General features: G+C 63.3%; 21 protein-coding genes. 10 read left to right on the forward strand and 11 right to left on the reverse strand.

All coding sequences use genetic code 11. The features are described from left to right. Positions 1 to 129 precede the first annotated feature (129 nt). Positions 130 to 603, forward strand: coding sequence for a transcription elongation factor GreB (greB, locus tag OKC29_RS19955; RefSeq protein ID WP_011704309.1), 474 nt, complete (start codon positions 130 to 132; stop codon positions 601 to 603). Positions 604 to 871: 268 nt separating this feature from the next. Continuing rightward, positions 872 to 3,178: a Tex family protein gene (locus OKC29_RS19960; RefSeq protein WP_073348669.1), complete on the forward strand. Its 2,307-nt coding sequence runs from the start codon at positions 872 to 874 to the stop codon at positions 3,176 to 3,178. 55 nt (positions 3,179 to 3,233) lie between these two features. On the opposite strand, the gene OKC29_RS19965 is transcribed toward OKC29_RS19960, so the two are convergent. From OKC29_RS19965 to bioH, 4 genes are all read right to left on the reverse strand, one after another. After that, the gene (locus OKC29_RS19965; protein ID WP_016349110.1) at positions 3,234 to 3,512 is read right to left on the reverse strand and encodes a hypothetical protein; all 279 of its coding nucleotides are present in this window, start codon (positions 3,510 to 3,512) and stop codon (positions 3,234 to 3,236) included. Positions 3,513 to 3,607: 95 nt separating this feature from the next. Continuing rightward, entirely contained in the window at positions 3,608 to 4,405 is a 798-nt protein-coding gene (locus OKC29_RS19970) for a putative metalloprotease CJM1_0395 family protein (RefSeq protein WP_073348668.1), read from the reverse strand. Position 4,406: 1 nt separating this feature from the next. Further along, positions 4,407 to 4,640, reverse strand: coding sequence for a flagellar basal body rod C-terminal domain-containing protein (locus OKC29_RS19975; protein ID WP_011704305.1), 234 nt, complete (start codon positions 4,638 to 4,640; stop codon positions 4,407 to 4,409). Positions 4,641 to 4,711: 71 nt separating this feature from the next. Next, positions 4,712 to 5,476, reverse strand: a complete 765-nt coding sequence (gene bioH, locus OKC29_RS19980) for a pimeloyl-ACP methyl ester esterase BioH (RefSeq protein ID WP_049046729.1) — start codon at positions 5,474 to 5,476, stop codon at positions 4,712 to 4,714. Positions 5,477 to 5,512: 36 nt separating this feature from the next. On the opposite strand from bioH, the gene OKC29_RS19985 reads away from it, so the two are divergent. Together OKC29_RS19985 and nfuA are read left to right on the forward strand one after the other, a co-directional pair. Beyond that, positions 5,513 to 6,241 carry a ComF family protein gene (locus OKC29_RS19985; protein ID WP_049046731.1) on the forward strand — a complete coding sequence of 243 codons (729 nt, stop codon included), beginning with the start codon at positions 5,513 to 5,515 and terminating at the stop codon, positions 6,239 to 6,241. 80 nt (positions 6,242 to 6,321) lie between these two features. After that, a complete protein-coding gene (nfuA, locus tag OKC29_RS19990; RefSeq protein ID WP_011704302.1) occupies positions 6,322 to 6,900 on the forward strand; it encodes a Fe-S biogenesis protein NfuA in 579 nt (192 codons plus the stop codon). Between the two features lie 83 nt (positions 6,901 to 6,983). Here the strand turns inward: nfuA and gpsA are convergent, their stop codons facing one another. The 3 genes from gpsA to OKC29_RS20005 are packed head-to-tail and all read right to left on the reverse strand — an operon-like array spanning position 6,984 to position 8,940. Beyond that, positions 6,984 to 7,988, reverse strand: a complete 1,005-nt coding sequence (gene gpsA, locus OKC29_RS19995) for an NAD(P)H-dependent glycerol-3-phosphate dehydrogenase (RefSeq protein WP_039215255.1) — start codon at positions 7,986 to 7,988, stop codon at positions 6,984 to 6,986. Positions 7,989 to 7,990: 2 nt separating this feature from the next. Then, complete coding sequence (secB, locus tag OKC29_RS20000) at positions 7,991 to 8,461, reverse strand: protein-export chaperone SecB (protein ID WP_011704300.1); 471 nt, start codon at positions 8,459 to 8,461, stop codon at positions 7,991 to 7,993. A gap of 47 nt (positions 8,462 to 8,508) precedes the next feature. After that, positions 8,509 to 8,940, reverse strand: a complete 432-nt coding sequence (locus tag OKC29_RS20005) for a rhodanese-like domain-containing protein (protein WP_073348667.1) — start codon at positions 8,938 to 8,940, stop codon at positions 8,509 to 8,511. A 325-nt stretch (positions 8,941 to 9,265) separates the two neighbouring features. Between OKC29_RS20005 and gpmM the strand changes: the two genes are divergently transcribed. Both gpmM and OKC29_RS20015 read left to right on the forward strand, forming a co-directional pair. Next, positions 9,266 to 10,795 carry a 2,3-bisphosphoglycerate-independent phosphoglycerate mutase gene (gpmM, locus tag OKC29_RS20010; RefSeq protein ID WP_029305011.1) on the forward strand — a complete coding sequence of 510 codons (1,530 nt, stop codon included), beginning with the start codon at positions 9,266 to 9,268 and terminating at the stop codon, positions 10,793 to 10,795. A 9-nt stretch (positions 10,796 to 10,804) separates the two neighbouring features. Continuing rightward, positions 10,805 to 12,154, forward strand: a complete 1,350-nt coding sequence (locus tag OKC29_RS20015) for a peptidoglycan DD-metalloendopeptidase family protein (RefSeq protein WP_073348665.1) — start codon at positions 10,805 to 10,807, stop codon at positions 12,152 to 12,154. Positions 12,155 to 12,274: 120 nt separating this feature from the next. Here the strand turns inward: OKC29_RS20015 and OKC29_RS20020 are convergent, their stop codons facing one another. Continuing rightward, positions 12,275 to 12,925, reverse strand: a complete 651-nt coding sequence (locus OKC29_RS20020) for a Qnr family pentapeptide repeat protein (RefSeq protein WP_073348664.1) — start codon at positions 12,923 to 12,925, stop codon at positions 12,275 to 12,277. Between the two features lie 90 nt (positions 12,926 to 13,015). On the opposite strand from OKC29_RS20020, the gene OKC29_RS20025 reads away from it, so the two are divergent. Next, the gene (locus tag OKC29_RS20025) at positions 13,016 to 14,023 is read left to right on the forward strand and encodes a substrate-binding domain-containing protein (RefSeq protein ID WP_005307868.1); all 1,008 of its coding nucleotides are present in this window, start codon (positions 13,016 to 13,018) and stop codon (positions 14,021 to 14,023) included. A gap of 97 nt (positions 14,024 to 14,120) precedes the next feature. Here the strand turns inward: OKC29_RS20025 and OKC29_RS20030 are convergent, their stop codons facing one another. Genes OKC29_RS20030 through OKC29_RS20040 form a run of 3 tightly spaced genes read right to left on the reverse strand, consistent with a single transcriptional unit; the run spans position 14,121 to position 17,085 of the window. After that, positions 14,121 to 14,762 (reverse strand): bifunctional 4-hydroxy-2-oxoglutarate aldolase/2-dehydro-3-deoxy-phosphogluconate aldolase, encoded by a 642-nt coding sequence (locus tag OKC29_RS20030; RefSeq protein ID WP_073348663.1) that lies wholly within the window; start codon positions 14,760 to 14,762, stop codon positions 14,121 to 14,123. A gap of 20 nt (positions 14,763 to 14,782) precedes the next feature. After that, positions 14,783 to 16,579 carry a phosphogluconate dehydratase gene (edd, locus tag OKC29_RS20035; protein ID WP_073348662.1) on the reverse strand — a complete coding sequence of 599 codons (1,797 nt, stop codon included), beginning with the start codon at positions 16,577 to 16,579 and terminating at the stop codon, positions 14,783 to 14,785. Then, entirely contained in the window at positions 16,576 to 17,085 is a 510-nt protein-coding gene (locus tag OKC29_RS20040) for a gluconokinase (protein WP_039215262.1), read from the reverse strand. The genes edd and OKC29_RS20040 overlap by 4 nt, the downstream gene beginning before the upstream one ends. Before the next feature lie 245 nt (positions 17,086 to 17,330). Here OKC29_RS20040 and gntU point away from each other — a divergent pair, with 245 nt between their 5' ends. The 3 genes from gntU (at position 17,331) to recG (ending at position 22,416) form a co-directional block, all read left to right on the forward strand. Beyond that, positions 17,331 to 18,671, forward strand: a complete 1,341-nt coding sequence (gntU, locus tag OKC29_RS20045; RefSeq protein ID WP_073348661.1) for a gluconate transporter — start codon at positions 17,331 to 17,333, stop codon at positions 18,669 to 18,671. A gap of 146 nt (positions 18,672 to 18,817) precedes the next feature. Next, positions 18,818 to 20,167, forward strand: a complete 1,350-nt coding sequence (gene pssA / locus OKC29_RS20050; protein WP_162275564.1) for a CDP-diacylglycerol--serine O-phosphatidyltransferase — start codon at positions 18,818 to 18,820, stop codon at positions 20,165 to 20,167. A 179-nt stretch (positions 20,168 to 20,346) separates the two neighbouring features. Continuing rightward, the gene (gene recG, locus OKC29_RS20055) at positions 20,347 to 22,416 is read left to right on the forward strand and encodes an ATP-dependent DNA helicase RecG (protein ID WP_073348659.1); all 2,070 of its coding nucleotides are present in this window, start codon (positions 20,347 to 20,349) and stop codon (positions 22,414 to 22,416) included. The last annotated feature ends 139 nt before the right edge of the window (positions 22,417 to 22,555 follow it).

Below are 22,555 nucleotides of genomic sequence, written 5' to 3' on the forward strand. Positions count from 1 at the left end.
TCACCCCGCGTCTTACCACTCAGGCATCCCCTCAGACGCCCCAGTTTTTGCTCGACAGCAAGGCGACAACGGATAAGATCTGCCGTGCCATAAGAGGCTCATCAGCCCCACTGACACAGGTAACGACCGATGAAGACCAAGCTGATCACCCGTGAAGGCTACAACAAGCTCAAACAGGAGCTCGATTTCCTCTGGCGCGAGGAGCGCCCCGAGACCACCCGCAAAGTGGCCTGGGCGGCCAGCCTCGGTGATCGCAGCGAGAATGCCGACTACCAATACAACAAGAAACGGCTGCGAGAGATCGACCGGCGAGTCCGTTACCTGCGCAAGTGCCTCGAGGAGCTGGGGATCGTCGACTACTCCCCCGCCCAGGAGGGCAAGGTCTTTTTCGGTGCCTGGGTCGAGGTGGAAAACGAGGAGGGAGAGACCAAGCGCTTTCGCATCGTCGGCTATGACGAGATCTTCGAGCGCAAGGATTACATCTCCATCGACTCCCCCATGGCCCGCGCCCTGCTCAAGAAAGAGGTGGGCGACGAGGCCATAGTGCGTACGCCAGTCGGTGACGCCTGCTGGTACATCAATGAGATCAGCTATCCCAAATAAGCCAGCGCCGGCCCTGACTACCAAATCGGCTGACGAGGCCAGGAGAGACCAAGCATGTCCGCCCACCGGGTATGACAAGCGTCGTTTTTGCCGGGGTGGCATCCCGCTGCCCGACCCCATATAGTGCTCACACCCGGCGCCTTGCGGCGCCAACCGGCCCGCGTGGCAGTAGCCCGGCTGGTACCTTGAGTACCGCCAGGACAGACCCCTGCCCGGCGACATCGCCTCGCGCCTGCCCGTTGACCAGGACCCGACCAAGAGACCCTCGATGCAAAGCCACGTAATAGAACATCAGATTGCCGGTGAGCTGAATGCCCGCCCGGAGCAGGTGCAGGCCGCCGTTCGCCTGCTGGACGAAGGCGCCACCGTGCCCTTCATCGCCCGTTACCGCAAGGAGGTGACCGGCGGTCTGGACGACAGTCAGCTGCGCACCCTGGAGAGCCGCCTCGGCTATCTGCGCGAGCTGGCCGATCGCCGCCAGGTGATCCTGCGCTCCATCGAGGAGCAGGGCAAACTCACCCCCGAGCTTGCACGCGAATTGAACGAGGCCGACAGCAAGACCCGGCTGGAGGATCTCTACCTCCCCTACAAACCCAAGCGCCGCACCAAGGGGCAGATGGCCATCGAGGCGGGATTGGAGCCACTGGCCGACCTGCTGCTGAGCGATCCGCTAAAGGATCCCGAGCAGGAGGCGGTTCGCTTCCTCAATGCCGAGCAGGGGATCACCGACGGCAAGGCCGCCCTCGACGGTGCCCGCTACATCCTGATGGAGCGCTTCGCCGAGCAGGCCGACCTGCTGGAGAAGCTGCGCGACTACCTGTGGCACAACGCCACCCTGCGTGCTCGCGTCGTGGCCGGCAAGGAGCAGGAAGGGGCCAAGTTCAAGGATTACTTCGAACACGACGAACCGCTGCACAAGGCCCCCTCCCACCGGGTGCTGGCCATGCTGCGCGGTCGCAACGAGGGGATCCTCAACCTGGCGCTGGTTGCCGGTGACGATGAGGGTGCCAGCCCCTGCGAAGGGATCATTGCCCATCACCTCAGGCTCAACCTGCAACACCGCCCGGCCGACAAGTGGCTGCAGGGGGTGGTGAGCTGGACCTGGAAGATCAAGCTCTCCTTGCAGATGGAGACCGAACTGATCGGCCGCATCCGCGAATCGGCAGAAGACGAGGCGATCAAGGTATTCGCCATGAACCTCAAGGATCTGCTGATGGCAGCGCCGGCTGGCATGCGCTGCACCATGGGGCTGGATCCTGGCATCCGCACCGGGGTCAAGGTGGCAGTGGTCGATGCTACCGGCAAGCTGGTCGATCACGCGACCATCTATCCGTTCGAACCCAAGCGCCAGGTTGACCAGAGTCTCAAGACCCTGAGCGAGCTGTGCCAGAAGCTCAAGGTCGAACTCATCAGCATCGGCAACGGTACCGCCTCGCGGGAAACCGACCGCCTGGTGAGCGATCTGTTCGAGCGCTACCCGGCCGCCAAGGCGCAGAAAATCGTGGTGAGTGAAGCGGGGGCATCGGTCTACTCCGCCTCCGAGCTCGCCTCCCAGGAGTTCCCGGATCTCGACGTCTCCATTCGTGGCGCCGTCTCCATCGCTCGCCGGCTGCAGGATCCGCTGGCCGAGCTGGTCAAGATCGATCCCAAGAGCATAGGCGTCGGCCAGTACCAGCACGATGTCGGCCAGAGCCAGCTGGCCCGCCGCCTCGATGCGGTGGTCGAGGATTGCGTGAACGCGGTCGGGGTGGATGTGAATACCGCCTCGGTCGCCCTGCTCAACCGGGTTTCCGGCCTCTCCCAGACCCTGGCCCAGAACATCGTCGCCTACCGGGACGAGAACGGCGCCTTCCAGCATCGTCAGCAGTTGCTGAAAGTGAGTCGGCTCGGGCCCAAGGCATTCGAGCAGTGCGCCGGCTTCCTGCGCATTCGTGGCGGCAGCAACCCGCTGGACGGCTCGGCGGTGCACCCAGAATCCTACCCAGTGGTGGAGCGGATCCTCGCCAAGCTGGAGCAGACCGTGGACAGCCTGCTCGGCAACAGCAGCCTGCTGCGCACTCTCAAACCCGCCGACTACACCGACGAGCAGTTCGGGGTGCCTACCGTCACCGACATCATCGGTGAGCTGGACAAGCCTGGCCGCGACCCGCGTCCCGAGTTCAAGACCGCCACCTTCAAGGAAGGGGTGGAGAAAATCAGCGATCTGGTGCCCGAGATGGTACTGGAGGGGGTGGTCACCAACGTCACCAACTTCGGCGCCTTCGTCGACATCGGCGTCCATCAGGACGGGCTGGTGCACATTTCTTCCCTCACCGATCGCTTCGTCAAGGATCCCCGCGAGGTGGTCAAGGCCGGTGACATCGTCCGGGTCAAGGTGCTGGAAGTCGACGTACCGCGCAAGCGCATCAGTCTGACCATGCGCCTGGATGAAAAAGCCGGCCAGCCAGCCCGCAAACCGGCCGAGTCACGCCACACCGGCAATACCAAGCCGAAGCAGGCACCGCGTCAAAGCCCCCCGGCCGATGGCGCCATGGGCAACGCCTTCGCTGCTGCCCTGTCGAAACTGAAGAAATAAGCCCCCAGAATGCAAAAAGCCCCGCGAGGGGCTTTTTTGTCGCTGTTGCTCGGCCTCATTGGGCCAGCGCAGCCAGAATGGCGTCAGCCTCTTGATGGGCTGCCAGTACTTCCCGCAGCCGGTTGAATGCCTTGCAGGCCTCTTGCGGATACTTGCCATAGGAGACCACGCCGGTATGGCTCCAACCTGCTGCCAGCATCACCTTCTTCTTGAAATGGGTGCCTTCGGTACCGCCCCCACCGAGCTGCATCAAGAACTGCTCCATCTGGAGGTGCGGCGGTGGTACACGGGAGAAGGTGGCAAAATCTTCCGGTTTGACTTCATCAAAGTGCATGACGACTCCTGTGAGCGTGGATGGGATTACCCCTCAGATTAGTTGCAAATGCCTGCTCGCGAGGGAAAAAACCGGGCTGAAATACGGTGGAAACCTCAGACACTCAAGCTCAGGTTCTGCTGGGCAGCAGGCTTGACTGCCTGCTGATAGCGCTGGGCGATGACCTGGTTGCGCTGCTCCATGTAGCCGTTCAGCACGCCCGTCTTGGCGCTGCCATCAGCAGCCAGGGCAGTATCAGGGTTGGATGAGAGCAGTGCCTTGCGGGCCTGTGCCTCCTTGGCCGCAGCACTTCTGGCTACGCTCAGATCCTGAGAGGAGGGCTCGGCAGGCGCCAGTGCAGCGGCACGCACCTGTTGCATCTTGGCGATGGTGGCTCTGGGATCGCCGGGGATGGTCCCGATGTCGATGGAGACGCCACCGCCGGTCGCGTAACGCTTGCCATCCGGCCCCATGGCAAACTCATAGGTAGGGCTGCCCGCATACTGACCACCGGTGCTTTGGTGCGCCTGTTCGTGAGTGCGCACCTCCTGATCCCTGTCGGCCAGCTCCTTGACCTGCAACTCCTGCTTCTGCTGTTGCTCCTGCTGCTTGGGATCCTGCTGTTTGTTGCGCTGGCCATCCTCACCGGTGGCCTCGACGAAGCGGTTATCGACCGCCGCCTGCGGGTTGCCGGTCTGGGCACCGTCTCGCGCCTGCTGGGAAACCTGATTGGGATTGGCCTGGCTGGCTCTGGACTTCTCTTTCTGGGAGCCGACTTCGGACTCGGCGTTGAAAGCCTCGCTCTGACGGCTCTGGGGGATGAGTGCCGCGCGACGATTGTCAGTGCGTGCCGATTCCGTCTGCGGTTGCAGCTGGTTGGGAATGATGGTCGGCAGACTGACATTGATGTTCATGTCACACCCGGATGTCTATCAGGGTTCCCATCATGTCGCTGGCGGTCTGGATCACCTTGGCAGAGGCGCCGGCCTGTACCTCGGCACTCTTGAGGTTCACCAGTTCTTCGGGCAACTGCACCTTGTCACCGCTCGGGGTGTTGAGCCTGGCGATCTGGCTGGACGCCTTGTCGGCGATCTGCTCCGCACGCTGAAAGCCTTGCACACCGCTGTTCAATGCTGAATCTATACGCATGACAACTCTCCTCTGACACTGGATTAATTATCCGCCACGCCAGAGGATTAATGAAGCAAATTGGCTATTTTTCAACCTACAAAATGTTCAATGATTTCAATGAACTGCTGTGGGTGGGAAATAAAGGGCGCGTGTGAGGCCTTTTCCAGCACCACACTGCGGCTGCTTGGGTAACGCTCGTCCAGCAGAGGGATGGACGCCTTGGGCACCAGTGAATCCAGCCGACCGTAGACCCGCAGCCAAGGCAGGCTCAATGGTGTCAGCTCATCGCGCAGATCGACCTCTGCCAGCAAACCGAGTCCGGCCTCCAGTGCGGCCAGCTGGGGAGCGGGCCGCTCCGCCAGCCAGTGGCGCAACTGGCGGATGTCGTCCCTGGCATGTTCGCTACCCATAGCCTGGATCGCTAGGAAGCGTTCGATGGTCTGCTTGAAGTCCCCTGCCAGCATCTGGTTGAAACCGGCCAGCACCTTGGGCGCAATCCCCGGCCATTCGTCACGGGCCATGAAACAGGGGGAGCTGGCCACCGTGATGAGGGAGTGCAGTCGCTCGGGATGGCTCAAGGCCAACTGGCTTGCCACCAGGCCACCGAGGGACCACCCCAGCAAATGGCACTGCTCCGGCAGAATGGCTGCCACCTGTTCAGCCAGCCAGGGCAGACTGTACTCTACCTCGCCTACCAGCGGACTGTTGCCAAAGCCGGGCAGATCCACCAGATGAACGCGATAGCGAGACGCCAGGGCCGGTACAATGCCGTGCCAGACCGCGCCATTCATTCCCCATCCGTGCAACAGCACCAGATCGGGCCCCTGACCAAACCGCTCAACCGACACGCTCATCTAGACTCAGATCCTGTTCACTCTGTTGGGGTCAGCATGTTAAAGCGGTTGCTCGCCAAAGCAAGTCCGATCCTCGGCAGCCATGCCGACTGGCAGGGCAACTGCCTGCTCTGCCAGCAGCCTTGCGATGTTGACCCCTTGCTGTGCACCTGGTGCCGACAGGCCCTGCAGCAAGCTGACCACACCTGCCGCTTGTGTGCAGCTCCCTTGCCGGCAATGCATGAAGAACGCCTGCCGATCTGCGGTCGCTGCCAGCGCAGGCCGCCGCCATGGGAGCGGCTGCAGGTCATCGGTGACTACCGGCCACCCTACCCCATGCTGATCCCCCGGCTGAAGTATTCCGGCCATATCCTGCTGGCCCCGCTGCTCGCCCGGCTGCTGGCCGATCATCTGGATCTCAGCGATCCGCCAGAGGCCATCATTCCGGTGCCTCTGCACTGGTGGCGCCAATGGTGGCGTGGCTTCAATCAGGCGGAAGAGATAGCCCTCGCTCTCAGCGAGCTGACCGGCATTCCTTGTGACAAGCGCCTGCTGCGCCGGGTCAGGGCAACCCCGCAGCAGACCAAGCTCAGTGCCGGCCAGCGGCGGCGCAATCTGCGCGGTGCCTTCCAGATCAGGCCCCACGCTTACCAGCACGTGGCGCTGCTCGATGATGTGGTCACCACGGGTGCGACCGCTGGCCATCTCACCCGTTTGCTCCATGAGAGCGGAGTCACAAAGGTGGAAGTGTGGGCCGTCTGTCGCACCCTCAAGCATCTCAAGTAACCATCGGCATGCTACCCAAGCCTTGCCAAGAGAGTTATCATGAATACCCTAGTCGTACACTCAGGTTTATGAGGATAGTGATGATCAGCATTTCCGACACCGCCCAGGCCCATTTCCGTAAACTGCTGGAAAAACAGCCTGATGGCACCAATATCCGGGTGTTTGTGGTCAATCCGGGAACCCAGAATGCCGAGTGCGGCGTATCATATTGCCCACCCGACGCGGTCGATCCGGAAGATCAACACCTGCCCTTCAGCGGCTTCGACTGCCTGGTCGATCCCCTGAGCGCCCCCTTCCTGGTGGATGCCACCATCGATTTCGTCACCGATCAGATGGGCTCCCAGCTCACCCTGAAAGCCCCGAACGCCAAGATGCGCAAAGTGGCCGACGACGCTCCGCTGATCGACCGTATCGAGTACGTGTTGATGTCCGAGGTGAACCCCATGCTGGCCGGTCACGGCGGCAAGGTCACCCTGGTCGAGCTGACCGAAGACAAGCTGGCCATCCTGCAGTTCGGCGGCGGTTGCAACGGTTGCTCCATGGTCGACTACACCCTGAAAGAGGGGATCGAGAAGCAGCTGCTGGAGAAATTCCCGGGCGAGCTCAACGGCGTCAAGGATGCCACCGAGCACCAGCGCGGCGATCACTCCTACTACTGATTTGCTGCCCTTGTCGCAAAGACATGCGGCAAAGAAAAGGCCCCGCCAGCTGGCGGGGCCTTTTGCGTTCTGCAGCGGGCGGATCACTCGTCCTTCTTGTCTCGCGACAACAGGGCGATAGCCGCCTCTTTCGGATTCTTGCCTTCGTACAGCACCTTGAAGATCTGCTCGCAGATGGGCATCTCGACGCCACAGCGGGCCGCCAGCAGATGCACCTCCTTGGTGTTGCGATAGCCTTCCACCACCTGGCCGATCTCGGTCATGGCGGTGTTCACGTCCTTGCCGGCCCCGAGGGCCAGCCCGAAGCGACGGTTGCGCGACTGGTTGTCGGTACAGGTCAGCACCAGATCCCCGAGCCCCGCCATCCCCATGAAGGTCTTGGCATCGGCTCCGAGCGCGGCGCCCAGGCGCTGCATCTCTACCAGGCCCCGGGTGATGAGCGCGGTCCTGGCGTTGGCGCCAAAACCCAGCCCGTCGGAGAGGCCGGCACCGATGGCGATGACGTTCTTGACCGCCCCGCCCAGTTGCAGACCGATGAAGTCCGGATTGGTATAGACCCGGAACGAACGGCCACAGTGCAGCAGCAGGGAGAGATCGTCGGCGAAGTCATCGTGGGTCGACGCCACCGAGATGGCGGTCGGCAGACCGGCGGCCAGCTCCTTGGCGAAGGTAGGGCCAGAGATGACCGCCAGCGGCATCTCGTCACCCAGCACCTCGCGTGCCACGTCTTGCAGCAGACGGCCGCTGTCCGGCTCCAGCCCCTTGGTGGCCCAGGCGATACGGGTATCCGGGCGCAGGAAGGGTTTGACCTGGGCCAGTACCTGACCGAACACATGGCTCGGCACCACCAGCAGCAGCACGGGGGCAGCTTGTACCGCCTGTTGCAGATCGGCGGTCAGCTGCAGATCGGCAGGAAAAGGGACATCCGGCAGAAAAGCCTTGTTGCAGCGGTCTTGTTCCAGCTCGGCGACATGGGCAGGGTCGTGACCCCACAGCAGGGTCGGATGACCGTTGCGCGCCAGAGAAATGGCAAGGGCGGAGCCATAAGACCCCGCCCCCAAGACCGAGATAGCGATCTGGTCGGCCATTATCAGGCTTCCGCAGTCGCCTGCTGGGCCTGTGCCTGCGCCATGTGCTGGGCAAACAGGGCATCGAAGTTGACCGGTGCCAGGTTCAGCTGCGGGAAGGAACCCTTGCTCACCAGGTTGGACACCGCTTCGCGGGCATACGGGAACAGGATGTTCGGGCAGAAGGCAGCCAGGCAATGTGCCAGTTGCGGCTCCGGCAGGTTGCCGATGGTGAAGATACCGGCTTGCTGAACTTCACACAGGAAGGCCGTTTCGGTTTCCAGCTTGCAGGTCACGGTCAGGGTCAGCACCACTTCATAGACGCTGTCGGCCAGGATGTTGGTCTTGGTGTCCATGTCCAGCTTGACGTCCGGCTGCCACTCTTTCTGGAAGATGTGCGGGGTATTCGGCGCTTCGAAGGAGACGTCCTTGGTGTAGACGCGCTGGATGTGGAATTCCGGTTGTACTTCCTGGTTGTTGATCTCTTCAGCCATTTTGTTTGATTCCTTTTTATGAAAATAGGTGGGCGCAGGCCCTTAAATCAGCGTTTTTTGGTCACCGGCAGATTCTCTGCACGCCACTGGGCCATGCCACCGCTGAGCACATACACCTGCTTGAAGCCGGCTTTGCTCAATTGGCGACCCGCGCCACCAGCGGTCATCCCCGACTCGCACACCAGTATGATGGGGGCATCTTTATGCTTTTCAACCGGGCCCAGATTATTGCTCTGGATCTGGCTGAGCGGCAGGTGCTGGGCACCGGCCAGATGGCCCTTGGCAAACTCTTCCTGACTGCGAATATCCACCACGGTGGCGTTTTCACGGTTGATCAGCAGGGTTGCGGTGTGGTTGTTCACCGACTTCACCGGAGAAAAACGAGCACGCACCGTGGTGTAAACCAGGGTGCCTGCCAGGCCGAACCAGGCTGCGGTCAGCAGCGGGTTGCGGGCCGCAAAATCCAAATACTCTTGCATCTTCTACTATCCAGGGACCAAGACAAGTGCCCGAGTATACATGGGGACCCAGCCAAGATCAGCCATCTTGGCGGCAAAGCGGGAGCGGGCTCCCACCAGACGGGGACGAGGGAAAGCGGCGGCATAAAAAGTGGCATTCAGCCCGCTGCGGCGAGGATTCGTCGAGTGGTGCGACAAGCCGGCGACAAAGACGAAACAGCTCGGCAACAGCGTGCGGCCCCCGCCGGACGGGGCTTGGCTATCAGGTGACTATTTCGGCAGATGTAGTAATATTACGCTAGTTTCACTTCCCGCAATTCATTCCTATCCGAGAGGACATAGCCTTATGTCAACAGCTAAGAAACCTTTGGTTCTGGTCATCATGGACGGTTGGGGCTACAGCACCAAGCAAGAGCACAACGCCGTCGCTGCCGCCAAGACTCCCAACCTCGACCGTCTCGCCCGTGACTACACCAGCACCCTGATCTCCGGCTCCGGCCTGGACGTGGGTCTGCCGGATGGTCAGATGGGGAACTCCGAAGTGGGCCACGTCAACATCGGCGCCGGTCGCATCGTCTATCAGGAACTGACCCGCATCTCCAAAGACATTCAGGACGGCGACTTCTTCCAGAACGTCGAGCTGGCCAAGGCTGTCGATGCTGCCGTGACCAAGGGCAAGGCCGTACACATCATGGGCCTGATGTCCCCGGGTGGCGTGCACAGCCACGAAGAGCACATCATGGGCATGATCGAAATGGCCGCCAAGCGTGGCGCCGAGCAGATCTACTTCCACGCCTTCCTGGATGGCCGTGACGTGCCGCCGCGCTCCGCCCAGTCCTCCATCGAGCAGTTCGATGCCCTGTTCGCCCGCCTGGGCAAGGGTCGCTTCGCCTCCATGATCGGCCGTTACTACGCCATGGACCGTGACAACCGCTGGGATCGCGTGCAGCAAGCCTATGACCTGATGACCCAGGGCAAGGGCGAGTTCACCGCCGACAGCGCCAGCGAAGCCCTGGCCGCCGCCTACGCCCGTGACGAGAACGACGAGTTCGTCAAAGCCACCCGCATCGGTGCCGCCGCCCCCATGCAGGATGGCGATGCGCTGATCTTCATGAACTTCCGTGCCGACCGAGCCCGCGAGATCACCCGCGCCTTCGTCGACAGCGACTTCACCGGCTTCGCCCGCACCGCCACCCCGGCGCTGAACTTCGTGATGCTGACCGAGTACGCGGCCGACATCAAAACCGCCTGTGCCTACCCGCCGACCGCGCTGGTCAACACCCTGGGTGAATGGCTGGCCAAGCAGGGCAAGACCCAGCTGCGCATCTCCGAAACCGAGAAGTACGCCCACGTCACCTTCTTCTTCAACGGCGGCGAAGAGGCCTGCTTCACTGGCGAAGATCGCGAGATCGTTGCCAGCCCGAAAGTGGCCACCTATGACCTGCAGCCGGAGATGAGCTCCGAAGAGCTGACCGACAAGCTGGTCGGCGCCATCAAGAGCGGCAAGTACGACGTCATCATCTGCAACTACCCGAACGGAGACATGGTCGGCCACACCGGCGTGTTCGACGCCGCGGTCAAGGCCTGTGAAGCGGTCGACCACTGCATCGGTCGCGTCACCGACGCGCTGGCCGAAGTGGGTGGCGAGTGCCTGATCACCGCCGACCACGGCAACGCCGAGAAGATGCTGGACGAAGAGACCGGTCAGGCCCACACCGCCCACACCAACCTGCCGGTTCCGCTCATCTATTTCGGTCGCAAGGCCGAGGTGGCTGAAGGCGGCAAATTGTCCGATCTGGCCCCCACCATGCTGACCCTGATGGGTCTGCCGGTACCGCCGGAAATGACTGGCAAGCCCCTGATGATTCTGAAATAATCCTTCCCCATGCGGGGATGCGAAGTTATTTCAACCAAAACCAGTCGCGTCGGCCTGTTGGCCGGCGCGCTGTTTTTTTGTCTGTCGTTCGGGCCGACCACGGCCCGGGCTGCCAACCAGCAGCTCGGTGCCATGCAGTCCCAGATCAAGGAACAACAGCAGACCATCAAGCTCAGCAAGCAGGAGCTTGCCAAGCTCAACACCCTGCTCAAGGCTGATGAGCAGGCCATCTCGGCCGCCGCCGCCAAGCTCGAGCAGACCAAGCAGCAGCTCAGAGAAAACCAGCAGAAACTGGTAGGGCTGCAGCAGGACAAGCTGGATCTGGAACAGCAGGCCAGCCATCAGAAGCAGTTGCTGGCCAAGCAGGCCGAGAGCGCCTTCACCGCCGGCAACCACGATTACCTCAAACTGCTGCTCAATCAGCAGGATCCGGCCAAACTGAGCCGTTCCCTCGACTACTACGACTACCTCAACAAGGCCCGCATCGAAGCCATCGAAGCGTTGCGTGCCACCCGCACCAAGCTGGCCAAAAACCAGCAGGCCACCAAAGAGACCGAAAGTCGGCTGCAAAGCCTGCTGAGCGAACAGCAACAGCATCACCAGAGCCTGCTGGCCAGCCAGCAGAGCCGCGCCAAGGTGCGCAACCAGCTGCAGCAATCGGTACAGGATGACGAACAGAAGCTGAGCAAGCTGGTCAAGGCGGAAAAAACCTTGAAGGCCCGGCTGGAAGAGCTGCGCCGCCAGCGAGAAGAGCAAGAACGGCGCGAACGGGCCGAGCGGGAACGCCTCGCCAAGCTGAAGGCGGAGCAGGAGCGGCAGCGCAAGCTGGCAGAGCAGCGCCGTGCCGAACAACAGCGGCTCGCCGCCCAGCAAAACAAGGCGGCCCAGCAACAGCAACCGGCCGAGGAAGTGGCCAGCAGCAAACCCGAGCGAGGTTCGGGGATCAGCAGCGCCGGCTATTACAGCGGGCTCAAGACCAACGGCAGCCTGCGCTGGCCGGTGCAGGGCCCCATCCTGATCGCCTACGGCTCGCCGCGCACCGCCGAACTGAAGTGGAAAGGCACCCTGATCGGCGCCAGTGAAGGCACCCAGGTCAAGGCGGTGGCCCCGGGCCAAGTGGTCTATGCCGACTGGCTCGACGGCTTCGGCATGCTGCTGGTGATCGATCACGGCCGCGGCTACATGAGCCTCTACGGTCACAACCAGTCGCTGCTGCGCCAGGTGGGCCAGAACGTGGAACAGGGTGAACCGGTGGCGCTGGTCGGCGACAGCGGCGGCCAGGACAGACCCGGCCTCTACTTCGAGATCCGCTATCAGGGCGAGGCGATCAACCCCACCAAGTGGCTGGCCAAGCGCTGATCACCGCCACCCGGCGCCAACCTGCCATCCAGAAAAGCCTGCATCCTGCAGGTTTTTTTGTTCGCCACCGGCAGCAGGCATGACGGCAGATGACGAAAACTTACCTCTTTTCCTGCCGGCTCAGGGGAAGACGATCAGTCCGATCTGCTCCAGCAAGGCCTGCTGCTGATCTTCGTTGATCTGCACCCCGTCCAGATTGACCCGCCGCAGATCCAGCCCCGGCAGATCGCACTGGCGCAGGTCACAACCCTGCAGGTTGACGCTGGCCCAATCTATTTGGCCAAACTCGGATCCGCTGAGATCGGAACCCGCCAGCGAGGCGCCGAACAGGTTGGCCCCCTGCCAGCGATTGCCGCTCAATTCGCATTGCTCCAGCAGGCACCCTTCAAAATTGGCGTAACTGAAGTTGTTGCCGGTCAGATGGGCCTCGCAGAAGTAGCTCTTGACGGTGATCTGGTTGGCAAAGCTGGCGCGGGAGAAGTTGATCCCCAGCGCCTGACAGTCGCGCAGATCCAGCCCCAGACATTGGCTTTGGCTGCAGTCGGCCATGGTGAGATCGCAGCGCAGGAAGCTGGCTTCCCGCAGGTCGCAGCCCTGCAGCAAACAACTCTGCTCGCTCTCCCGGTCATAGAAGCTGCAGTCGACGAAGCGGCATTCGGCCAGTTCGAGCCAGGAGAAGTTGCAGCCGATGAAACGGCAACCCTGGAACTGCTCCCCCTCCAGGTCTTGCTGCTCGAAGCGCACACCCTCGAAGCACTTGTCCTTGATCATCCCGCGACTCCCCCTGTTGATGGCGTCATATGCTGACTTTGTTAAACAAAAACGGTAATGTTACGTGTAACATTTCTGCCGGATCCCGAGATGAACGACACCCGCAAGCGCCGCCCCACCCTGCAGGACATAGCCGACCTGACCGGGGTCACCAAGATGACCGTCAGCCGCTACCTGCGCGACCCGCAAGCCGTGGCCGAGGGCACCCGCGAGCGGATCGCCGCCGCGGTGGAGGAGCTCGGCTACATCCCCAACCGGGCGCCGGACATTCTCTCCAACGCCACCAGCAAGGCGATCGGTATCCTGATCCCCTCCCTCTCCAACCAGGTCTTCTCCGCCGTGGTGCACGGCATCGAGTCGGTGACCCGGCCCGCCGGCTACCAGACCCTGCTGGCCCACTACGGCTACAGCCCGGAGCGGGAAGAGGAGCAGGTCGCCTCCCTGCTCTCCTATCACGTGGATGGCCTGATCCTCTCCGACAGCCAGCACACCGAGCGCACCCGCAAGATGATTGCCACCGCCGGCATCCCGGTGGTGGAGACCATGGATCTGCCGCAGAGCCCCATCGACATGGTGGTCGGCATGGATCACCGGGCAGCCGCCCGGGCCATGGTAACAGAGATGCTGCGCCGGGGCCGACGCAAGCTGGTCTATCTCGGCGCGCGGCTCGACGTGCGCACCCAGCTGCGGATGGAAGGCTACTACCAGGCGATGCAGGATTTCGGCCTGAGCGGCCAGCACCTGCTGACCGAGCAATCCTCCAGCTTCACCCTCGGCGGCCAGCTGCTGGAGCAGGCACTGGTGCGCTATCCCGATCTGGACGGCCTGTTCTGCACCAACGATGACCTGGCGGTGGGCGCCCTGCTGCAGTGTCAGGCCAAGTGGATACCCGTGCCCCAGCAGATCGCCATCGCTGGCAGCAACGCCCTCGACATCGGCCACGCCATGACCCCCAAGCTGGCCAGTATCGTCACACCGCGCAAGGAGATCGGCCGTGCGGCCGCCACCATGCTGCTGGCCCGCCTCAACGGCCAGCCGCTGGCCGACACCCGGCTAGACATGGGCTTCTCCCTGTACGAAGGGGACAGTCTGGGCTGAGGGCCAGATCCCCACCATACAGCCAAAACAGAGCAGGCCACCCTAGGGTGGCCTGCTTGCTTGGCAAACGGAAGGTCCGGCTCACGCCGGCGTCAAATCAGGATGCGACCAGGGAGACGGCTTCGCGGGAGAGGCGGGTCACCTCTTCCCAGTTACCGTTCTTGACGGCCTCGGCCGGCAGCATCCAGGAGCCGCCGACGGTGGCCACGCATTTCAGCGCCAGATAGTCGGCCACGTTTTTCGGACCGATACCGCCGGTGGGACAGAACTTCACCTGGGGCAGCGGCGCGGCGATGGCGGAGAGCGCCTTGGTGCCGCCGTTCGCTTCGGCCGGGAAGAATTTGAGGTGGTCGTAGCCTGCTTCCAGCGCCTGCATCACCTCGGACGGGGTGGCCACACCCGGGATCAGCGGCGCCGTGCTGTTGGCCGCGTGGGCCAGCAGGGCCGGGGTCATCCCCGGGGAGATGACGAAGCGGGCACCGGCGGCCACGGCAGCGTCAAACTGCGCGCAGTTGAGCACGGTACCTGCACCGACCATGGCATCCGGCATCGCCTTGGCGATGAGGGCGATGGCCTCCAGCGCCACCGGGGTGCGCAGGGTGATCTCGAACACCGAGATGCCGCCGTCCAGCAGCGCCTTGGCCATCGGCAGGGCCTGCTCCAGCTCGTTGATAACCATCACGGGTACCAGCGGGGAGGCGGCAAACACCTCGGCCGGGGTCACTTTCCAGTTCTGCATAGCTCTTCCTTAGTCAGCTCTTAATCAAAGATGGTAGCGCCACACTCGGCGCTCGATACCGCGCGACGCATCACGCTGAACAGTTCACGGCCCCACCCCTCTTGTTCCAGAGTGAGGTCAATCTCGGCCTGGGTACGGCCACTCAAATCGGTCAGGCAGTCAAGGCTGCCGTTTACCGCGTCCACCCGCAGCAGGTCGCCATCGGCAAGCAGGCCGATGGCCCCGCCGTGCAGCGCTTCCGGGGTGACATGGATGGCAGCCGGGATCTTGCCGGAAGCGCCGGAGAGACGGCCATCGGTAACCAGCGCCACCTTGTAACCCGCCTTCTGCAGGTTGCCGAGCACCGGCATCAGCTTGTGCAGCTCCGGCATGCCATTGGCGGCCGGGCCATTGTGGCGCACCACGATGACGGCATCCTGATTGAGATCGCCCGCCTTGTAGGCCGCCTCCACCGCATGCTGGGAGGAGAAGACCCGCGCCGGGGCTTCAATCACCCGATACTCGGGAGCCACAGCGGAGACCTTGACCACGGCGCGGCCCAGATTGCCTGCCAGCAGCTTGGTGCCGCCGGTAGCCTGAAATACGCTGCCGGAAGGCGACAACACGCTCGCATCGCCGCTCTCGCCCACCGGCTGCCATACCAGCTGGCCATCCACCAGTGCCGGACGGCTGAGGTAATCCTGCATCTCGCCAAACACCGGGGTGGCGTCCAGGTGGATCAGCCCCTCTTGCGCCAGCCGGCGCATCAGGCCGGGCACGCCACCCGCCTGTTCGAAGGCGTTGACGTCGGCCGGGCCGTTCGGATACATGCGCACCAACAGCGGCACCACGTCGGAGAGATCGCTGATGTCGTCCCAGGTCAGGTGCAGGCCGGCGGCGCGGGCCAGCGCCACCATGTGGATGCTGTGGTTGGTGCTGCCGCCGGAGGCGAGCAGGGCCACCAGCCCGTTGACCAGCGAGCGCTCATCGATCACCGCACTCAGGGGGCGATAGGCCGGGGAGCCGGGGATCATGGCGCTGATGCGGCGGGCCGCCTCGGCGGTCAGCGCCTGGCGCAGTTCGCTGTGCGGGTGCACGAAGGCGGAGCCCGGCAGCATCAGGCCCATGGCCTCGAACACCAGCTGGTTGGTGTTGGCTGTGCCGTAGAAGGTGCAGGTGCCCGCCGCATGGTAGGCGCCGCACTCCATCTGTAGCAGGGCGTCACGGCCCACTTCGCCGGCGGCGTACTGCTGGCGCACCTTCACCTTCTCGTCGTTGCTGATGCCACTCGCCATCGGGCCGGCGGGCACGAAGGCGGTGGGCAGGTGAGCGTGGGAGAGCGCCCCCATGATCTGGCCCGGCGCTATCTTGTCGCAGATGCCGAGCAGCAGGGTGGCATCGAAGGTGTTGTGGGAGAGCGACAGCGCGGTCGCCTGAGCGATCAGGTCGCGGGAGAACAGGGACATGTCCATCCCCGGCTGCCCCTGGGTCACGCCGTCGCACATGGCGGGCACGCCGCCAGCCACCTGGGCGCTGTGGCCCAGCTCGGCCAGCGCGGCCTTGATGATGTCAGGATAGCCCTGATAGGGCTGATGGGCGCTCAGCATGTCGTTGTAGGCGGTGACGATACCGACGTTGGCGCGGGTCATGTCGAGGATGCGCCCCTTCTCGTCACAGCTGGAGGCGGCCACGGCGTGGGCCAGGTTGCCGCAGGCCAGCGCGGCGCGGGTCTTGCCCTGATCGGCCTGACGCTGGATGCGGGCCAGGAAGGCCTGGCGACGGGCGGCACTGCGCTCGCGAATGCGGGCAGTGACGCTGGAAATGACCTGATGGATCATTGGGCTTGCTCCAATGCTGTGACGGCGCGATCAACCACCTGTTCGAAGGTGCCGTCGATATCGATGTGGAATACACCGGCTTCGCCGTCCGGGCGCTCCAGGGTATCGAACTGACTTTGTACCATGCTTTCGCGCATGAAGTGGCCCTTGCGGGCCCGCATCCGCTCGAGGATCAGCGGCTGACTGCCGTCGAGGAAGAGGAAGCTGACCGACTCGTTGCCTTCACGGATCTGGTCGCGATACTGCTTCTTGAGGGCCGAGCAGACGATGACGCCCACCTCGTTCTTCTGCTCCAGGCTGTAGGCCGCGTCGCGTATCCGCTCCAGCCAGGGGGCGCGATCCTCGTCGTTGAGCGGGTTGCCGCCGGCCATCTTCTGGATGTTGGCCCTGGGGTGCAGATCATCACCGTCGATGAACTTGGCGCCCAGCACGTCGGCCACCTTGAGGCCCACGCTGGACTTGCCGCTACCACATACACCCATCACGATAATGCTCTTACCCGCCATTGTTTGACCTCTATCTCATTTTTCAAAAAACGTGCTGCCGATGGGTTCTAACTTAGCACGTTACCGGTAACATGTTACCGGTAACAACAAGAATTGTGAAGTCTGCCACAGACTGAGCGCACTCATAGTCACCTGGGCAATCGAGTTTGAGCCCTGGCCATAAATCTAAATAAATCATAAAGATATGGTCTGCCGACGGATCGGCAGGGTGTCGACACTGAACTTGGAACAAGGAATGCACAACAATGTCTGACCTCTCCCTGATCATGACGGCCGCCGGCTCCATCGTGCTGCTGCTCTTTCTGGTGATGAAGGCCCGCCTGCACGCGGTCGTCTCCCTCATCCTGGTCTCCATGGTGGCGGGGCTCGCCGCCGGCATGAACCCGGCCGACATCGCCGCCACCATCCAGAAAGGGATGGGCGGTACCCTCGGTTTCGTCGCCGTGGTGGTGGCACTGGGCGCCATGTTCGGCAAGGTGATGGAAGTCACCGGCGCCCTCGACCGGGTGGCCCACACCCTGCTCGGCAAGTTCGGCGTCAAGCGCGCCAACTGGGCCATGGCACTGACCGGCTTCGTCTGCGCACTGCCGCTGTTCTTCGACGTGGCCGTGGTGCTGCTGATCGGCGTCGCCTTCGCCATCGTCCGCCGTGGTGGCGGCAGCGTGGTGAAGATCGGCATAGCCCTGCTGGCGGGCATCGCCACCTGCCAGGCCTTCCTGATCCCGGCACCGGGCCCCATCCTGGTGGCATCCCAGCTGGGCGCCGACTTCGGCTACATGATCCTGTTCGGCCTGATCGCCGCCGTTCCGGCCCTGATCCTGGCCGGTCCGCTGTTCGGCGAGCTGATCAGCAAGGTGGTCGACGTGCCGCTGCCGGCCGACGCCCAGAGCAGCGCCCACGACGACGGCCAGAACCTGCCCTCCTTCGGGCTGGCCATGGGTCTCATCGGCCTGCCGCTGCTGCTGATCGGTCTCAAGACCATCGTCGGCCGCTTCGTCGAGGTCGGCACACCCCTGCACGGCTGGCTGGAGTTCATCGGCCACCCCTTCACCGCCATCATGGTCGCCTGCCTGGCCGCCTTCTACCTGCTGGGGATCCGTCGCGGCATGTCCCGTGACGAGGTGATGAACGTCTGCAACAGCGCCATCCAACCGGCCGGCGTCATCATCCTGGTGACCGGTGCCGGTGGCGTGTTCAAGCAGATCCTGGTGGATTCCGGTGTCGGTGCCGCCCTTGGCAACATGCTGGCGGACTCCGGCCTGCCCATCGTCGCGCTGGCCTTCATCCTGGCGGCCGCGGTGCGGGTCATTCAGGGTTCCGCCACCGTCGCCATGCTGACCGCCTGCGGTCTGGTGCTGCCGATGCTGGAACCGCTCGGCCTGAACGGCGCCCAGCTGGCGGCGGTGACCATCGCCATCGGCGGCGGGGCCATCGTGCTCTCCCACGTCAATGACTCCGGCTTCTGGCTGGCCAACCGCTACCTCGGTCTCACCGAGAAGCAGACCCTGCAGACCTGGACCGTGATGGAGACCATCATAGGCACCACCGGCGGCGTGATGGCGATGATCATCTACAGCTTCCTCTGATCGCAACCGTGCGGAAAAAGGCCTCCAATGTGAGGCCTTTTTCATCTTTATGACGATTCTTTCTTTGGCTAACAGGGCGAGATTGCTAGAATCGCCTATCCATCGCTCCGAGTGGAACGCTTAACGCAGTGATTTCAGGTTTCTCTATGCATTCATCGGCACATTATCGACAGCTGCTGGCGCGCCTGCCCCAGATCGCCGTCGCCGCAGACCAGTTTGAAGTGCTCAACAGCGCCAAGGACTTCAAGAGCCGGATCCTCTCGCTCATCGCCAGCGCGCGTCAGCGTATCTATCTGGTGGCGCTCTATCTGCAGGATGACGAGGCGGGACGGGAGATCCTCTCCGCCCTCTACGCCGCCAAGCAGCGCAACCCGGCCCTCGACGTCAAGGTGTTCGTCGACTTCCACCGCGCCCAGCGTGGCCTGATCGGCAAGGGCAAGCAAGGTGGCAACCACCTGATGTATCAGGAGATGGCTGCCCGCCACGAGCACCAGATCGCCATCTACGGCGTGCCGGTGAAAGGACGTGAACTGCTCGGGGTACTGCACCTCAAGGGCTTCATCTTCGATGACACCCTGCTCTACTCCGGTGCCAGCCTCAACGACATCTACCTGCACCAGCAGGATCGCTACCGTTTCGACCGCTATCACCAGATCACCAGCCCGGAGCTGACCCGCAGCATGGTCAACTACGTGGATGACCTGTTCCTGCGCAGCGAGGCGGTGCAGCGGCTGGATCGCACCGACATCCCCAGCGCCAAGCAGCTGAAGGGGCCGATCCGCCGCTTCAAGCACAACCTGCGCCTCGGCCAGTACCGCTTCGACACCATGCCGGTCAACAGCCAGGAGGTAGCCATCACCCCGATGAGCGGCCTGGGCAAGCGCGGCAACCAGCTCAACAAGATGATCCGAACCCTGGTGCGGGCCACCGAGCGGGAGATCTTCATCTGCACCCCCTACTTCAACCCGCCCAAGGAGTTGAACAAGGATATCGAGGCCCTGCTCAAGCACGGCTGCAAGGTGACGATCGTGGTGGGCGACAAGACCGCCAACGACTTCTTCATTCCGCCGGAGGAGAAATTCTCCACCATCGGCGGTCTGCCCTATCTGTACGAGACCAACCTGCGCAAGTTCGCCGAGCGCAACCAGCATCACATCGATGCCGGCCGTCTCAACCTGATGCTCTGGTGCTGCGAGCGCAACTCCTACCACCTCAAGGGGATCTTCGTGGATGACGAGTGGGCCCTGCTCACCGGCAACAACCTCAATCCCCGCGCCTGGGCGCTGGATCTGGAAAACGGCCTGCTGGTCTACGATCGCCGTCACCTGCTGCGCCCCCAGTTCAACGCCGAGCGCGAGAACATCCTGGCCAACACCAAGCGCATCAGCCACTTCGATCAGATCGAGCAGATCCAGGACTACCCGGATCAGGTGCGCAAGCTGCTGGCCCGGATCCACAGGGTCAAGGCCCACATCCTGCTCAAGCGCATCATCTGACCGGCGCGCATCGCGCCTTCGGGTATCCTCACAAGGGCCTGCCGCACATCGGCAGGCCCTTGTCATTGTGGGCTCAGCTCCCGACCAGTCGAGCCCCAACCGCACGACGCGGCTTGCGTCGAGACAGCAATAAACCCTATCATCTGGACATATTTACAGTGTTTTCGGGCATCTAATTGATGAAATTGGATAAAATCTCCCTCGACAGCCTCAAGGGCGTCGGCAGCAAGATGCAGGAAAAGCTCGAACGGCTGGGGCTGGCCACGGTGCAGGATCTGCTGTTCCACCTCCCCCTGCGCTACGAGGACCGCACCCAGGTGTGGCCCATCGGCGATCTGCCGCCCGGCCTGCACGGCGCCGTCGAGGGGGAGATCCAGGACACTCAGCTGGTGATGGGGCGCCGCCGCATGCTGGTCTGCCGCATCAGCGACGGAACCGGCACCCTCACCCTGCGCTTCTTCAACTTCACCGCCGCTCAGAAGAACAGCCTGAGTCCGGGCCGGCTGATGCGCTGCTTCGGCGAAGTGCGCCCCGGCAAGTACGGGCTGGAGATGGCCCACCCCGAGTACAAGCTGCTCGGCGAGGAGCAGGCCGGCCAGACCGAAGAGGCGCTCACCCCCGTCTACCCGACCACCGAAGGGCTGCGCCAGCTCACCCTGCGCAGCCTCACCGATCAGGCGCTGGCCCAGCTCGAACTATACGGCGTGGAGGAGCTGCTGCCCGCCGGCCTCTATCCCCAGCAGATCGATCTGGCCGCGGCCCTGAAACTGCTGCACCGTCCGCCCCCCTCTGTCGCACTGGCCCTGCTCGAGAGCGGCCAGCACCCGGCCCAGCAGCGGCTGGTGCTGGAGGAGCTGCTGGCCCACAACCTCTCGGTCTTGAAGGTGCGGGCCCAGGCACAAACCCAGCTGGCCCGCGCCCTCAAGCCGGCGCCGGCGCTGGTAGAACAGCTGCTCGGTGCCCTGCCGTTCACCCCCACTGGCGCCCAGAACCGGGTGGTGGCGGAGATCGGCCGTGATCTGCAACAGAGCCACCCCATGATGCGGCTGGTGCAGGGGGACGTGGGCTCAGGTAAAACGCTGGTTGCGGCGCTGGCCGCCCTGCAGGCCATCGGCAACGGCTGTCAGGTGGGGCTGATGGCGCCGACCGAGCTGCTGGCCGAACAGCACGCCATCAACTTCGCCAAGTGGCTGGAACCGCTCGGCATCGGAGTCGGCTGGCTGGCTGGCAAGCAGAAGGGCAAGGCACGAGAAGAAGCGCTGGCCGCCATCGCCGATGGCAGCGTCAAGATGGTGGTGGGCACCCACGCCATCTTCCAGGAGCAGGTGGTGTTCCAGCGCCTAGCCCTGGTCATCATCGATGAACAGCACAGATTCGGCGTGCATCAGCGGCTCGCCCTGCGGGAAAAAGGGGAGCGCGAAGGGGTACATCCCCATCAGCTGATCATGACCGCCACCCCCATCCCCCGCACCCTGGCGATGACCGCCTATGCCGACCTCGATACCTCCATCATCGACGAGCTGCCACCGGGCCGCACCCCCATCACCACGGTGGCGCTGCCCGACAGCCGCCGCCAGGACGTGATCGAACGGGTCAGACTGGCCTGCGAAGAGGGCAAACAGGCCTACTGGGTCTGCACCCTGATCGAGGAGTCGGAGGTACTGGAGTGCCAGGCAGCCGAGGACACCGCCGCCGAGCTGCAGAACCTGCTGCCCGGCCTGCACATCGGGCTGGTACACGGCCGGATGCGGCCGGTCGAGAAACAGCGGGTGATGGAGGAGTTCAAGGCGGGCATACTGCAGCTGCTGGTCGCCACCACCGTCATCGAGGTGGGGGTGGACGTGCCCAACGCCAGCCTGATGATCATCGAAAACCCGGAGCGACTGGGGCTGGCGCAGCTGCACCAGCTGCGCGGCCGGGTCGGGCGCGGCTCGGTGGCCTCCCACTGCGTGCTGCTCTATCATGCCCCCTTGTCCAAGACGGCCCAGAGCCGGCTCGGGGTGCTGCGGGAGACCAACGACGGCTTCCTCATCGCCCAGCGGGATCTGGAACTGCGCGGCCCGGGCGAGTTGCTCGGCACCCGCCAGACCGGGCTGGCCGATCTCAAGATCGCCGATCTGGTACGGGATCAGCCGCTCATCCCGCAGGTGCAGAAGATGGCGCGCTTCTTGATGGACCGCCATCCAAACCATGTCGAACCCTTGATACGGCGCTGGCTCGGCCTGCGGGATCACTATTCCAATGCTTGACCAAGGCAGATGCAGAAGATGGTCACCTTGCCTGATGGATAGGCACCCGAGCCATGTCGAACCCTTGATACGACGCTGGCTCGGCCTGCGGGATCACTACTCGAATGCCTGACCTGCGGGATCACGCTGCCAACGCCTG

This window comes from Aeromonas sp. QDB34, assembly GCF_027705405.1.
Classification (GTDB): domain Bacteria; phylum Pseudomonadota; class Gammaproteobacteria; order Enterobacterales; family Aeromonadaceae; genus Aeromonas; species Aeromonas hydrophila.

What these genes read in the sequence shown, in the direction of transcription:
- OKC29_RS19960 (WP_073348669.1), top strand. Translation starts at nt 872, where the DNA reads ATGCAAAGCCACGTAATAGAACATCAGATTGCCGGTGAGCTGAATGCC.
- OKC29_RS20005 (WP_073348667.1), bottom strand. Translation starts at nt 8,940, where the DNA reads ATGCAAGAGTATTTGGATTTTGCGGCCCGCAACCCGCTGCTGACCGCA.
- nfuA (WP_011704302.1), top strand. Translation starts at nt 6,322, where the DNA reads ATGATCAGCATTTCCGACACCGCCCAGGCCCATTTCCGTAAACTGCTG.
- OKC29_RS19970 (WP_073348668.1), bottom strand. Translation starts at nt 4,405, where the DNA reads ATGAACATCAATGTCAGTCTGCCGACCATCATTCCCAACCAGCTGCAA.
- greB (WP_011704309.1), top strand. Translation starts at nt 130, where the DNA reads ATGAAGACCAAGCTGATCACCCGTGAAGGCTACAACAAGCTCAAACAG.
- edd (WP_073348662.1), bottom strand. Translation starts at nt 16,579, where the DNA reads ATGATCCATCAGGTCATTTCCAGCGTCACTGCCCGCATTCGCGAGCGC.
- pssA (WP_162275564.1), top strand. Translation starts at nt 18,818, where the DNA reads ATGCATTCATCGGCACATTATCGACAGCTGCTGGCGCGCCTGCCCCAG.
- OKC29_RS20015 (WP_073348665.1), top strand. Translation starts at nt 10,805, where the DNA reads ATGCGGGGATGCGAAGTTATTTCAACCAAAACCAGTCGCGTCGGCCTG.
- OKC29_RS19965 (WP_016349110.1), bottom strand. Translation starts at nt 3,512, where the DNA reads ATGCACTTTGATGAAGTCAAACCGGAAGATTTTGCCACCTTCTCCCGT.
- bioH (WP_049046729.1), bottom strand. Translation starts at nt 5,476, where the DNA reads ATGAGCGTGTCGGTTGAGCGGTTTGGTCAGGGGCCCGATCTGGTGCTG.
- OKC29_RS19985 (WP_049046731.1), top strand. Translation starts at nt 5,513, where the DNA reads ATGTTAAAGCGGTTGCTCGCCAAAGCAAGTCCGATCCTCGGCAGCCAT.
- secB (WP_011704300.1), bottom strand. Translation starts at nt 8,461, where the DNA reads ATGGCTGAAGAGATCAACAACCAGGAAGTACAACCGGAATTCCACATC.
- recG (WP_073348659.1), top strand. Translation starts at nt 20,347, where the DNA reads ATGAAATTGGATAAAATCTCCCTCGACAGCCTCAAGGGCGTCGGCAGC.
- OKC29_RS19975 (WP_011704305.1), bottom strand. Translation starts at nt 4,640, where the DNA reads ATGCGTATAGATTCAGCATTGAACAGCGGTGTGCAAGGCTTTCAGCGT.
- OKC29_RS20040 (WP_039215262.1), bottom strand. Translation starts at nt 17,085, where the DNA reads ATGGCGGGTAAGAGCATTATCGTGATGGGTGTATGTGGTAGCGGCAAG.
- OKC29_RS20025 (WP_005307868.1), top strand. Translation starts at nt 13,016, where the DNA reads ATGAACGACACCCGCAAGCGCCGCCCCACCCTGCAGGACATAGCCGAC.
- OKC29_RS20030 (WP_073348663.1), bottom strand. Translation starts at nt 14,762, where the DNA reads ATGCAGAACTGGAAAGTGACCCCGGCCGAGGTGTTTGCCGCCTCCCCG.
- gntU (WP_073348661.1), top strand. Translation starts at nt 17,331, where the DNA reads ATGTCTGACCTCTCCCTGATCATGACGGCCGCCGGCTCCATCGTGCTG.
- gpsA (WP_039215255.1), bottom strand. Translation starts at nt 7,988, where the DNA reads ATGGCCGACCAGATCGCTATCTCGGTCTTGGGGGCGGGGTCTTATGGC.
- gpmM (WP_029305011.1), top strand. Translation starts at nt 9,266, where the DNA reads ATGTCAACAGCTAAGAAACCTTTGGTTCTGGTCATCATGGACGGTTGG.
- OKC29_RS20020 (WP_073348664.1), bottom strand. Translation starts at nt 12,925, where the DNA reads ATGATCAAGGACAAGTGCTTCGAGGGTGTGCGCTTCGAGCAGCAAGAC.